Raw genomic sequence first — 13069 nt, 5'->3', positions numbered from 1 at the left:
GCGCGCTTTTTGTTGCCGCGGCCCGGGCGTGATCCTGCTGTCCCGCCATATCGGCATGTGCTTTTTCCTGCTGCTGCCGTTCTGTTTTGCAGCCTGCACGGTCGGCGGCGGCAGGGCCGGGGCCCCTGCTCAGACGGCAAAGGCCGCTGAGGCCGGCGACAGGGCTGCCCCTGGTTCGGGCGCTGCGGCAGAGGCACGGGCAGAGCGGGAAGCGGCCGGGAAAGACCGGGCTGGCGGCCACAAAAAGGCAGCGCCCAAACAGGCAGCCCGGCCGGCGGTCATGGTCAGGATAGAGGGCAGGCTGAGCGATGCCGAACGCAGCAATGTCAGAAATTTTCTCTCGCTCAGCAGACTGGCCCCGGAGACCGAGCCCAGCGAGGGCATGTTCGCCTACTATCTGGACAGGGCCGACAGGGAGGCGGCCCAGGCGCTCGAACCCTTTGGCTATTACAATGCCGATATCCGGGTTTCAGACAAACGGCGGCAGGGCGGCTGGGATGTGGTCCTGCAGGTCGTGCCCGGCCCGGCCACGCGCATCGGCTCCATTGATTTGGAATATGCCGGCGAGGGTGCGCAGGAGGCGGCGCTGCTCGAGGCCAGGGAGCGATTCGCCCGGGCAAAGGGCCAGATCTTCAACCACAGTGTCTACGAGCAGCACAAGAACGCCCTGCTGGAACTCGCCACCGAACTCGGCTATCCGCACGCCCATTATGCCAGCAGCCGGGTCGAGGTCAGGCGCTCGGCAAACCGGGCCGACATCGCTCTGCGCCTGGATACCGGCATTCGCTATACGGTCTCCGATCTGGACTTTGTCTCCGATATTCTGGACAAAGACCTGCTGGCCCGGATCGCTTCGGTGCAGGCGGGCGATCCCTTTTCGCCCCACGCCCTGACGGGTCTCCGGCAAAGCCTCTATGATACCGGCTACTTCGACACCGTGGACATCCTCTACGATCTGGACCGGGCGGAGAACGGCAAGGTGCCGGTTACGGTGGCGACCACGGCCGCGCCCCGCCACCGTTATGGTCTCGGCCTCGGCTATGGCACCGACACCGGCATCCGGGCCACGCTGGAGTACAGCAACCGCTATTGCAACCGCCGGGGCCATCAACTGGACGTCCGCCTCCGGCCTTCGGAACAGCTCAGCAGTTATGCAGCCCAGTACAGCATCCCGGTGGGCGAGCCCAGGAAGGACAAGCTCGGTCTGGGCACCAATTACCAGACCGAGTCCTTTGCCAACATCGACACCACGACCTGGCTGTCCAAGATCAGCCGGGAACACAATGAGGGCCCGTGGCAGCTCGCCGCGTATCTGCAATACCTGAACGAAGACTACGATACCGGGCTGCACAGCGGCCGGGCCGGCCTGCTCATTCCCGGCCTGAGCGCCACCTGGATTCTGGCCGATGACCGCGTCAACACCACAAACGGCCTCAAACTCTGGGCCTCGGCGGAGGGCAGCGACAGCAACGTCATGTCTTCCACCACCTTTCTGCAGCTCAAGGCCGGCGGCAAGGCGATCACGACCTTTCTGCCCAAGTGGCGACTCATCGGCAAAGGCCAGGTCGGTGTCAGCATGATGGACGATCTGGACGATCTGCCGCCGTCGCTGCGCTTCTTTGCGGGCGGTGATCAGAGCGTGCGCGGCTACGGCTACAAGAAGATTTCGCCCCGGGATGCGGCGGGCGGGCTGATCGGCGGCAAGCACCTGTTCTTTTACAGTGTGGAGCTGGAACGGAGTCTGAGCGGCGGCCTGGCTCTGGCCGCCTTTTACGATTCGGCCGCGGTCGTGGACAGCTTCGACGAGTACGCCATGGATTCGGGCGTGGGTGTCGGCCTGCACTGGAACGCGCCGTTTGGCCAGCTCAGGCTGGATCTGGCCGTGCCAACGGATTCGATCGAGCCGCACAGCCTGCGCCTGCACTTTACCCTGGGAACCGATCTGTGACCAGAAAGCGGAAAATGCTGCTCTTTGCCGGCATCCCGGCCGGCCTGCTGCTGGGGCTGACGCTTGTGCTGCTCTTTTTCGCGGCGACCGGGCCCGGGCTGGCGACTTTGGTCTGGCTGGCGCAGAAGCTGGGCGGCGGAACGCTTGCGCTTGAAAGCGGACAGGGCCGGCTCGCTTCGGACTTTACCCTGAAAAGGCTGCGCATTATGGCCGAGGGCACAGAGCTCGAGCTGGGCGAGCTGCGGCTGTCCTGGCAGCCGGGTGCGCTGTTGCGCTGGGAATTGCCGATCCGCTCCCTTGAGGTGCGGGGCCTGACGCTGCATCTGGCGGAGGATCCGGCCGGAGCCGGGGAAGAGGGGGCTGACCCGGTGCAGTTGCCGGAGTTCAGACTGCCCTTTGCCCTGCTGGCCGACCGGGTGCTGGTGGAGGACCTGCACATCTATTCAGGCCAAAACGAAGTTTTTGCTCTGAAGACGGCCGGCTTGCAGGACCTGCAGGGCCGGGAAAGGCGCCTGAGCTTTGCGGCCTTCTCCGCAAAGGATGCATGGCTGGACCTGCAGGCCAGGGGCCAGGTCGAGATGAGCGGCAACTGGCCGCTTGGGCTGGACTGCGACTACGCCTTCACCTTCACTGGCTTTGCCCCCATTCGGGGCCGGGGAGAATTCAGGGGCGATCTGGCCAGACTGGCGGTGCAAACCGAGCTGCGGCAGCCGCAGCGGCTCAGCCTGAAGGGCGAGCTGCGGGAGCTGCTGCACGACCTGCACTGGGAGGCCTTGGCAAGCAGCCCCGGTCTGGCACTGGACAAAATCGGCGAGGACTGGCCGGAACAGCGTTTCAGCGCGGTAGAGATTCATGGCCAGGGCAGTCTCGAGCGCTATGAACTCAAGGTGGGCGGCCAGGTGGTCTCGGCCATGTTCCGGCGGCCCCTGGCCCTGCACAGCACCCTGGAGATCGGCCTGGACGGGCTCAGTGTCCGGAGGCTCGAGCTTGCCGACGCCAAAGGCCGCCTGCAGTTGAGCGGCACCCTGGATTGGAGCCCGCATCTGGCCTGGAACGCGGCCTTTACGGCTGCGGATCTGAATCCGGATATTGTGCTGGAACAGCTGGATGGCGGGCTGAGCGGCGGCCTGGCGGCCAAAGGCGTCTACAGGGACGGCAAGGTGACGGCCGAGCTCCGGCTGGACAATCTGCATGGTCGGCTGCATGGCTATCCGCTGAAGGCGGAAGGGCAGGCCGCGTATCGGGAGGGCCGCCTTGCCCTGCAGAATCTGAGGGCTGCGCTTGGCGGCAGCGAGCTGGTGGCCCACGGCTCCTGCGCCGGCACCTGCGCCCTGGAGGCCCGGCTGCATGCCCCCGATCTGCGGGCTGTCCTGCCCGAACTGGCGGGCAGTCTCGAGGCCCTGCTGAAGCTGCACGGGCCTGCCGACAGTCCGCTCCTGGAGCTGGAACTGGCGGGCGGCGCTCTGGACTTTGGCGGCAGGCGGCTGGAGAGGCTGGAAGCCACGGCCAGGGGCGAGCTGAGCGCTGCGGGCACGGTGCAGGCCCAGGTACGGGCAGGAGGGTTCATGGCCGGCGACCTGCATATCGACCACACCGATATCCGTTTGCAGGGCGGGCTCGCCGGCCACAGCCTGAGCGTCCAGGCCGATGGTCTGGCCACCAAGGATGGCCGGGCCGGGCTGGAGTTGACAGGCAGAGTGCAGGACAGCGTCTGGCGTGGTACATTGCGGCAGGCCTTTCTGCAGTCGCCCCAACTGGGCCTGTGGCGGCAGGACGAGGCGGCCGGTCTGCAGGTTTCGGCCGAGGCGGCCAACCTGGCCTTGTTCTGTCTGCACGGCAGGGGCCCGGTGGACGGGGCCTCGTTCTGCCTGGAAGGCGGCTGGCAGGCCGGGGATGGGCGCTGGCAGGGCAGGGCGCGGCTCGCCGGGCTGCCGTTGGCCCGGTTTCAGCCTCTCCTGCCGCCGGATATGGAACTCACCGGCCGTCTTGACGCCGAGACCAGCGCGGACGGGCAGGGCAGCGCGCTGCAGCATGCCCGGCTGAAGGCCTCTGCGACAGACCAGCGGCTGCATTTTCTCCAGGGAAAGGCTGCGGCCGGGGATCTGGTCTGGAAGGCGCATCTGCTCGAGGCTGCATATGCGGACGGCGGGCTGCAACTGGACTGGCGGCATGAACTGGACGAGGGCAGCACAATGACGCTCAGGCTGGCCTCGCCCAAACTGCCGCTTGATGCAGTGGCCATCCGGCAGGCCCCTCTGGAGGGTCAGGTGCTGCTGAATATCAAAAAACTCGACTTTCTGGACGCCCTGACCGCGCAGCAGAGCCGGTGGAGCGGGGCCCTGAACGGCGAGCTGCAGTTGGCCGGCACCGTGGATATGCCGCAATTTCAGGGGCATTTGGAGCTGGAGCGCGGCGAGGTGCTGGTGCCGGCTCTGGGTCTGCATCTGGCGCCGCTCAAGGCGCTCATCCGCGGCAGCGAGGGCCGGCTGAGCGCCGAGGTGGAGGCTCAGGCCCGGGAAGGGCGGATGCGACTTGAAGGCGGGGTCGATCTGGGCGGGAACAGCCTGGCCATTCTGCCCCTGAGGCTGCAGGGCGAGAATTTTGGCATCCTCGACCAGCCCGGTCTGCGGGTGACCATCAGCCCGGATATCCAGGCGAATTTCACGGAGGGGCGCATCGAGGTGCAGGGCCGGGTGCTGGTGCCCCATGCCCTGGTGGAAAGCGTGACCTTTGACAGCGCAGTGACCCCTTCACAGGACGTGGTGGTGGTGGACGATCCCACCCCGGCGCCGGCAAGCCACGGCGCGCTGCCCCTGTACGCCGATATCGGGCTGATCCTGGGCGACGATGTGCGGCTCAACACCTTTGGCCTGCGTGCCCGCATCGCCGGGGGGCTGCAGGTGCAGCAGCGTCCGGGCCGGCAGCCGGTGGGCAACGGGCAGTTGAACATCGAGCAGGGCTCCTTTGCCATTTACGGCGAACGGGTGCGAATCAACCGCGGCCGTCTGCTGTTCAGCGGCGGCCCGCTCACCAATCCCGGCCTGGACATCAGGAGCGAAAACAAGGAGCGTAACGTCACCGCCGGCGTGCGGGTGAGCGGCTTTTTGCAGAAACCCCGGATCGAGCTTTACTCCAGACCCTTCATGGAGCAGGGCGACATTGTCTCGCACCTGATCAGCGACACCGGCTCCTTTGCCGGCGAGGGCCGCGGGGATATCGGCCTGATCGGCGACACGGCGGAAAAGCTCGGCATGGGCGGACTGGTGCCCTATCTGAAGGACATCAAGCGCTTTTCCATGATTGACGACATCAAGCTGGATACTGACAAGGACAGTCAGGCTTTGGTCTTTGGCAGTTGGATTACCCCGGATTTTTATGTGAGTTACGGCAAAAGCCTTTCCGGCGACGGCTCGCTGTTCAAAACCCGTTACACATTGGGCAGCGGTTTTGTGGTGGAAACGGAGAGCGGCGAGACCCAGAGTTCCGGAGACATCAAATACGAATTCGAACACTAGGAGATGTGCATGGCTGAAAAGGTGGAGGATTTGACCATCGCCTACGAAGAGGATGGTCAGGTGCTGGTTCAGGAGATTGACAAGGAAGTGCTGTCGAGCGGTGCCTGGGCCACGGTCATTTTTCGCTATCGGGAACTGGACCGGGCCAGGGGCGAATACGGCCCGGACAAGTACAGCGTGCGGCGTTACCAGAAACGCGAAGGCCAGTACCTGCCCAAATCCAAATTCAATATCTCGAGCGCTGCCCAGGCGAAAAAGCTGCTGGCGGTGCTCAGCCGCTGGACCGGCGAAGAGGGCCTATGACCTGGATGCTTGCAGATGCCCATGTGCATCTTTTTGCCACGGCGGAGCTGCCCGCTGTGGCGGCGGCCGCCCGGAGGCATTTTCGGGCGCAGGCGGCAAGGGGACAGCTTGCCGGCCGGCTGAATTTTTGTCTTTTCCTGGCCGAAATGGCGGGGCAGGACTGCTTTACGCGCCTGCGGGAACTGGCGCTTGCGGGCGAAGACCTCTGCGGTCTGGCGCTGCGGACAGGGGCCGAAGCCCATACGCTGTGTCTCGGGGCCGAAGAAGCGCCGCTTTTCCTGTTCGCGGGCCGGCAAATTGTGTCGGCCGAGGGCCTGGAGATTCTGGCCCTGGGTTTGACGGAGCAGTACCCCGAGCGCCAGCCTGCGGAAACGGTGCTGGCAGAGCTGTTGCGGCAGCCGGTCGTGGTCGTCCTGCCCTGGGGCGTGGGCAAGTGGCTGGGCCGGCGGGGCAGATTGCTCGGCACACTTGTGGCCCGTTTTGGCAGCCAGGGGCTTTTTCTGGGTGACAACGGCAACCGGCCGTGTTTTTGGCCCTTGCCGGGCCTGTTTGCGGCCCTGGGGCAGGCCCGCAATCTGCCCGGCACCGATCCGCTGGCCCTGCCCGGCCAGACGGAGCGGGTCGGCTCCTTCGGTTTTCAGGCGCAGGCCGAGCTCGATGCACACCGCCCCTTCCAGTCCTTTCGGGAACAGGTCCTTGGCGGCAGCCTGCTGCCCATACCCTATGGCCAGCCCCAGCGCATCCTGCCTTTTTTTCAGTCTCAGTTGGCCCTGCGCCGGAAAGGTTGACACCGCCTCAGCCCGGTGGCGGGCCGACGGTCTTCAGATAAAAGTTCCTGAGTTTGTTTCGGTAGGCGGCGCGGGAATAGCGCGCCTCGGCCCGTTCCCTGCCCGCCTGCCCAAGCTGCGTCCGGCGCCCTGCATCCTGGATCAGCGCCTGCATGGCCGCGGCAAAGGCCTCTGGTTCGGGCGCGCAGAGCAGGGCAATGCTGCTGTCCAGCACCTGCGTGTGCGTGGGCAGTCTGGTGGCGATGACCGGCTTGCCGGAGGCCAGATAGGAGTAGATTTTCATGGGCGTATTGCTGCCCTGTATGCGGGGTGAGAGCAGAATGTCTGCCTGGGCCAGACAGAGGCCCAGCTCGCCGACCGGCCGGGGCCCTAGAAAATGTACGCGCTCCCCGATGCCGAGGGCCCGGCTCTTTTGGCTGTAGGCGGCGATGTCTTCCTTCCGGCCGCCAATGATGACGAGCCCGCTGTTGTCCTGCGGCAGCCCGGCAAAGGCGCTCAGCAACAGGTCGATTCCCTGGTAGCTCTCCAGATTGCCCACGTACATGAGCAGGCAGCCCTGTATGCCGCAACGGTCGCGGATCTCCGTGGGCACGGTTGCCGGCACGTCGGCCAGATTGATGTCTTCCAGCACCGCCGCTGGTACCGCCGGCGCTTCCTGCCGTGCCCTTTCCTGCAGACTGGCGCAGACCGCCAGTACCCCGCTGCTTTGACGCATTGCCTGCTTTTCAAACCAGCGGAGCAGGCCCATGCCCCGTTGCAGCACGGGAAATTTGTTGCCCAACTGCTGGGAGAGCAGGGAATCCATGTCGTACAGGAAGGGGACGCGGAACAGCGAGGCAAGCAGTTGGGCGATAAACACGCTTTCCTCCACCGCGTGCACCACGCAGTAACGCCGTTTTTTCAACAGCGGCACCGCGCTGCACAGCATCAGCAGGTCGCAGACGAGCTTTTTCAGGGAAAAGCCGGGCTTCAGCCCGACCAGTCCCGGCAGCGCCGGTGTGCGCAGCAGCTCGACGCCCGGATAGGCAAAGGGCTCGCCCTCATGGAAGGTGAGGAGATCCACCGTGTAACCGGCATCAGCCAGCTCTTCCACCAGAAGACGCACGGCAATGGGCGTGCCGCGTTCCTGAAAAAACGGCTGTGGCGCGAGGACCAGAACGTCACGCGGGATTTGTGCGGGTGTGGACATATACAGGTTCAGATGTCGGAATTTCTGGTTGCGCAGACAATGACCGGCGAGCCGAACAGGCCGGTCAGGCCGCTCAGGCGACAGGGCTTTTCAATGAGCCGGGAGAGCGCCGCGCTTTGCAATTTTCTGTGCAGTACCATGGGCCAGAAAAACTGGGGCAGAAAGCGGATCTGACCAAAACCATGGGCGGCGAAGGCTGTTGCAATCTGCCGGCGGTTGAAAAGGATATAGCTTCGGGTGTTGCCCTCCACCCGCTTCTTGAGCCGGAACAGCAGAGAGTAGAGCATGTTGAAGCTCCGGATATCGGGATAGTCCAGGATCACCATGCGCTCAGCCACCCGGCACAGTTCGCCCACGAGCCGGTTCTGGTGTTCCGGGCTTTCCACATGGGGCAGCAGGCGGAAGGACAGGGCGACCGGAAAGGAGCGGTCGGCAAAGGGCAGGGCCAGGGAGTCGCAGGTCCGATAGGTGAAGGAGTCGGCCGGGAGCCTGGCGGCCGCCCGCTCTCCGCAGATGTCGGCGCTGCCGGTCATGGTGACCCGGTAGCCTTGTGCCGTCAGGGGCGCAGCCAGTTGGCAATGGCCGCCGCCCACGTCCAGCACCCTTTTATCCGGGATGGGGTCGAGACAGGAGAGAACCATCCCGGTTTGGGTTTCCAGAAAGAATCGCCCGGCAGCACCGGCAAAGCGGCTGGCATAGTCTGCGGACGAGGTTTCGATATCGGCCGTCTCTGGGAAGCTCGCAGTCATCTTCAGTTTTCCTGGGGCAACATGGCAAAGCGCCGCATAACCTGCTCGATTTCCAGTTGCTGCCGGGCCCCGTCCCAGCCGAGTTCGGCGGCCATGGCTTCGGCGAGCGTGGTCAGCAGCCCGGCCGGCGGACAGCGCAGGCTGCCCAGGCCGGTGCGGCGGAACAGGACATCCGTCAGATGCAGCGCCATTTCTTCCTGAATGAAGTAACGCAGTTCGGCCCTGAGCAGCGGCGGCTCCCGACTCAGCCACCAGGTATCGCTGTCGGCCGCGGCGAGATGGCCGGCCACGCGCGGGGCGCGGCTGCCGTATCGGCTGTGCAGAAGCGGAGCCAGTTCGGCCGGCACTCGGCCCTGGCCCTGGGCGGGCGCCGGTTGGCGGGCGGGGCGGCGGCCGGTGTCGCGCAGAATGATGGCCGTGACTTTGTCCGCCTCAACAGGCGCAGTCGTGTATTTGATGGAACGAAGGGAAAGCAGGCCCTGCGGCCCGCCCGTCTTGCCGTGGTCGACAATGAGCGAGTGCTTGGCCAGTTGAACCGCGCCGGAGGCGTCGATCCCGCTCATGGGCAGAAGTCCGGCATGGGCAAAGGAAACATCTTTGGGCTCGAGGCCCCAACTGGGATGAATGGCCTGCACCTCTCTGACGATTTCCTCCGTATCGGCACGGGTGGGCAGCAGATCTTCCCTGCTGCCCCGCCACTCCTTGTAGCTCGTGCCGATGAGGGTGCCGCCGCGCCAGGGGACAAAGAAGTAAAAGCGCTTGTTGCGCTTGAGTACGGCGTCCTGATCGCTGTACTCCTCATTGCTTTCGATGCCCACGGCGCAGTCGGGGTTCAGCTCCCTGCGCACCACTATGTTGACTGCCTTGGTCCAGCGCGTTGGCACCGGTGGAATGCCGGAGGCTTCGAGCAGCTCGTCAAACCAGGGGCCTGCGGCATTGACGACCCAGGATGCGTTGATCGCAAAGGGTTGCCCGCTGGGCACATCGGTCACGAGAACGCCCTCGACCCTGCCGTTTTGGGTGAGAATGCGCTCGGCGCGCAGGTAGTTGCAGGGCAGGGCGCCCAGGTCCCGGGCCGCCCACAGGTATTCCAGAACCAGGCGCTCGGTGTTGCCGGCCAGGGTGTCATACCAGACAAGTCCCCCGCTGAGCCCCGGGACAGTGGTGCCCGGAAACTGCTGCAGAAAGCTTTCCCGGGAGATGGTGCGTCCGGGCGGCAGAGCCAGGTCCCCGGCTATCCCAAGGTTGCGGTCGGAGCCGATGGCGTTGTTCAACAACGTGGCGCATCGGGCAGCCAGCGGCGAACGCAGGCCGCTGCCAAAGGTGGGAATGGCGCAGGCAAGCGCTTTGCTCAGGTGGGGCGCAAAACGCATGAACTCCCTGCGGGCACGGATGGTTTCACGCATCCGCACCAGGTTGCCGTGTTGCAGGTAGCGCAGGCCGCCGTGCAGAATTTTGAGGCTGTTGGCCGAGGTGGCCGAGCAGAAGTCGCCCTTGTCGATGACAGCGGTCTTCAGACCGGCTGCCGCAAGGCTATGGGCGCACGCCGCGCCGTACACGCCGGCGCCGATGACACAAACATCAAAATGACCGGCCTGAAACGGGGAAAGATCACGCATGGTGGTATGGACCTGAAATTCGGGGCACAAACAGCGCCCGTTTTCTTGATGGAGATAAACGGAATGTGCGCTGATTCTATTCTTCAGGCCTCAAATGTAAAGCTTTCATTTGCGGCGGCAGGATGCGGGAGGGTGGTCAATGCCGCCGGCCAGTTGGCCACCTAGTCGGCTCTTGTTTGATTTTTGCAATAAGATTGTGGGGATGGAGCGGGGCTGTAATTTTTTGACCAGAAATCTTTTGACAAGTGTTTGAGGGATGGGGTATAAGGGCGGCTCTGCTGCTGCGGGGCTTGGACCGGGTGTGAGGCGAGGGTCTCGGGTCTTGGGAAAAAGTTTCTGGGGCAGTGGAAAAGGGTTTGACAAGTCTTTCGTGATAGGGTAGAAAGGCGGGCTCTGGCTGGGAGATGATCCTGGCGCTTGATCTTTGAAAACTGAACAGGAAGAGCGGGCCAAGAAATTGGTTTTGAGTGATCGGACGAGAGTCTGGTCGAAGTGATTTGCTAGGCATTGAACTGGAGAGTTTGATCCTGGCTCAGAACGAACGCTGGCGGCGTGCTTAACACATGCAAGTCGAACGCGAACGGGACTTCGGTTCCTAGTAGAGTGGCGCACGGGTGAGTAACGCGTAGATAACCTGTCTTCATATCCGGAATAACACGCCGAAAGGGGTACTAATACCGGATATTCTTGCATTTCACAGGTAAGGCAAGGAAAGGTGGCCTCTGATTCAAGCTACTGTATGAAGAGGGGTCTGCGTACCATTAGCTAGTAGGTGGGGTAATGGCCTACCTAGGCGACGATGGTTAGCGGGTCTGAGAGGATGATCCGCCACACTGGCACTGGAATACGGGCCAGACTCCTACGGGAGGCAGCAGTGAGGAATATTGCGCAATGGGGGCAACCCTGACGCAGCGACGCCGCGTGAGTGAGGAAGGTCTTCGGATCGTAAAGCTCTGTCAAGAGGGAAGAAGTGCAAGGCAGCGAATAACTGTTTTGTTTGACGGTACCTCTAAAGGAAGCACCGGCTAACTCCGTGCCAGCAGCCGCGGTAATACGGAGGGTGCGAGCGTTGTTCGGAATCACTGGGCGTAAAGGGCGCGCAGGCGGGCTGTCAAGTCAGATGTGAAATCCCACGGCTTAACTGTGGACGTGCATTTGAAACTGGCAGTCTTGAGTACCAGAGGGGAATGTGGAATTCCCGGTGTAGAGGTGAAATTCGTAGATATCGGGAGGAATACCGGTGGCGAAGGCGACATTCTGGCTGGATACTGACGCTGAGGCGCGAAAGCGTGGGGAGCAAACAGGATTAGATACCCTGGTAGTCCACGCCGTAAACGATGTGAACTAGATGCAGGGGGTGTTGATCCCCTCTGTGTCGCAGCTAACGCATTAAGTTCACCGCCTGGGGAGTACGGTCGCAAGATTAAAACTCAAAGGAATTGACGGGGGCCCGCACAAGCGGTGGAGTATGTGGTTTAATTCGATGCAACGCGAAGAACCTTACCTGGTCTTGACATCCCGGAGACGCCCATGAAAGTGGGTGGTGCCTTCTTTGAAGGAATCCGGAGACAGGTGCTGCATGGCTGTCGTCAGCTCGTGTCGTGAGATGTTGGGTTAAGTCCCGCAACGAGCGCAACCCTTGCCTTCAGTTGCCAGCGGTTCGGCCGGGCACTCTGAAGGGACTGCCGGTGTCAAACCGGAGGAAGGCGGGGATGACGTCAAGTCCTCATGGCCCTTATGACCAGGGCTACACACGTACTACAATGGCCGGTACAAAGGGGAGCGACATTGCGAAATGGAGCCAATCCCGGAAAGCCGGTCTCAGTCCGGATTGGAGTCTGCAACTCGACTCCATGAAGTTGGAATCGCTAGTAATCGTGGATCAGCATGCCACGGTGAATACGTTCCCGGGCCTTGTACACACCGCCCGTCACACCACGGGAGTCGGTTGTACCAGAAGCAGTTGAGCTAACCGCAAGGGGGCAGGCTGCCAAGGTACGGCTGGTAACTGGGGTGAAGTCGTAACAAGGTAGCCCTAGGGGAACCTGGGGCTGGATCACCTCCTTTTTAAGGAAGCAGCGGAGCGCAAGTTTCCGCGTGGGATCAACCCTGCTTTTCCTGTTTGGTTTTGAGAGATCAAGGACGCGGGCCTATAGCTCAGCTGGTTAGAGCGCACGCCTGATAAGCGTGAGGTCGGTGGTTCAAGTCCACCTAGGCCCACCAGGCGGAGCGGATTGGGGGTGTAGCTCAGCTGGGAGAGCGCCTGCCTTGCACGCAGGAGGTCATCGGTTCGAACCCGTTCACCTCCACCAGGTTGAAGGAGTAAGGCTGCGTGGCGATTGGAAGAGAACGCCATGCAACTTTAAGCTTTCACGGCAGTAAGAGAAAGTTTTGTTCTTTGACAATTGAATAGCAGGGTATCTAAATCGTAGAACCGGTGCGGCATGGTGGAGTCGAATGACTTTGCAGCATGCGGCATTGGTGTACTACACAAGCGTTTAGAGTTTAGCTTAGTTTACAAAAGACTTATGGTTAAGCTACTAAGGGCTGATGGCGGATGCCTTGGCACCAGGAGGCGAAGAAGGACGTGGCAAGCTGCGAAAAGCTTCGGGGAGCCGCTAACAGGCTGTGATCCGGAGGTGTCCGAATGGGGGAACCCGGCGGAGTTCAAACTCTGTCATTCACAACTGAATACATAGGTTGTAGAAGGCGAACGAGGGGAAGTGAAACATCTCAGTACCCTCAGGAAAAGAAAACAAATGTGATTCCGCAAGTAGCGGCGAGCGAACGCGGAAGAGCCCAAACCCATGGGCATGCTCATGGGGGTTGTGGGGCCCCGATATGGGATGGCAAAAGTATAGAAGAACGGTATGGAAAGGCCGGCCAGAGACGGTGATAGCCCGGTATTCGAAATACCTTTGCCCCCTAGGGAGTCCCCGAGTACCACGAGGCACGTGA

Annotated in this window: 7 protein-coding genes, 2 tRNA genes and 2 rRNA genes (1 of these 11 running past the window's edge); 8 read left to right on the top strand and 3 right to left on the bottom strand. The window is 62.6% G+C overall.

The features are described 5' to 3' along the window. Nucleotides 1–28: 28 nt before the first annotated feature. From CAY53_RS10000 to CAY53_RS09985, 4 genes are read left to right on the top strand one after another with little or no spacing between them, the layout of a single operon-like run. Entirely contained in the window at nt 29–1948 is a 1920-nt protein-coding gene (locus CAY53_RS10000) for an autotransporter assembly complex protein TamA (RefSeq protein ID WP_146106489.1), read from the top strand. Next, on the top strand, nt 1945–5463 hold the full coding sequence (locus CAY53_RS09995; protein WP_104936975.1) for a translocation/assembly module TamB domain-containing protein: 3519 nt from the start codon (nt 1945–1947) through the stop codon (nt 5461–5463). Before CAY53_RS10000 ends, CAY53_RS09995 begins: the two co-directional genes overlap by 4 nt. Before the next feature lie 9 nt (nt 5464–5472). After that, a complete protein-coding gene (locus CAY53_RS09990) occupies nt 5473–5766 on the top strand; it encodes a hypothetical protein (protein WP_104937539.1) in 294 nt (97 codons plus the stop codon). Then, a complete protein-coding gene (locus CAY53_RS09985) occupies nt 5763–6554 on the top strand; it encodes a hypothetical protein (RefSeq protein ID WP_104936974.1) in 792 nt (263 codons plus the stop codon). Before CAY53_RS09990 ends, CAY53_RS09985 begins: the two co-directional genes overlap by 4 nt. A gap of 7 nt (nt 6555–6561) precedes the next feature. On the opposite strand, the gene CAY53_RS09980 is transcribed toward CAY53_RS09985, so the two are convergent. The 3 genes from CAY53_RS09980 to CAY53_RS09970 are packed head-to-tail and all read right to left on the bottom strand — an operon-like array spanning nt 6562 to nt 10111. Further along, on the bottom strand, nt 6562–7743 hold the full coding sequence (locus CAY53_RS09980) for a glycosyltransferase family 4 protein (RefSeq protein WP_104936973.1): 1182 nt from the start codon (nt 7741–7743) through the stop codon (nt 6562–6564). Nucleotides 7744–7751: 8 nt separating this feature from the next. Then, nucleotides 7752–8492, bottom strand: coding sequence for a class I SAM-dependent methyltransferase (locus tag CAY53_RS09975; RefSeq protein WP_104936972.1), 741 nt, complete (start codon nt 8490–8492; stop codon nt 7752–7754). A gap of 2 nt (nt 8493–8494) precedes the next feature. Beyond that, nucleotides 8495–10111, bottom strand: a complete 1617-nt coding sequence (locus CAY53_RS09970; RefSeq protein WP_146106488.1) for a glycerol-3-phosphate dehydrogenase/oxidase — start codon at nt 10109–10111, stop codon at nt 8495–8497. A gap of 509 nt (nt 10112–10620) precedes the next feature. On the opposite strand from CAY53_RS09970, the gene CAY53_RS09965 reads away from it, so the two are divergent. From CAY53_RS09965 to CAY53_RS09950, 4 genes are all read left to right on the top strand, one after another. After that, a 16S ribosomal RNA gene (locus CAY53_RS09965) occupies nt 10621–12178 on the top strand. Between the two features lie 79 nt (nt 12179–12257). Next, nucleotides 12258–12334, top strand: a tRNA-Ile gene (locus tag CAY53_RS09960). Between the two features lie 13 nt (nt 12335–12347). Beyond that, a tRNA-Ala gene (locus CAY53_RS09955) sits at nt 12348–12423 on the top strand. Between the two features lie 218 nt (nt 12424–12641). Further along, nucleotides 12642–13069: ribosomal RNA gene (locus CAY53_RS09950) — 23S ribosomal RNA — on the top strand (it continues 2509 nt past the right edge of the window). The 16S and 23S rRNA genes sit together here with 2 tRNA genes alongside, the layout of an rRNA operon.

This window comes from Desulfobulbus oralis, from assembly GCF_002952055.1.
Lineage (GTDB): Bacteria > Desulfobacterota > Desulfobulbia > Desulfobulbales > Desulfobulbaceae > Desulfobulbus > Desulfobulbus oralis.
The sequence above is the reverse complement of the archived record's forward strand: the minus strand, read 5'-3'. Positions and strand labels throughout refer to the sequence as shown.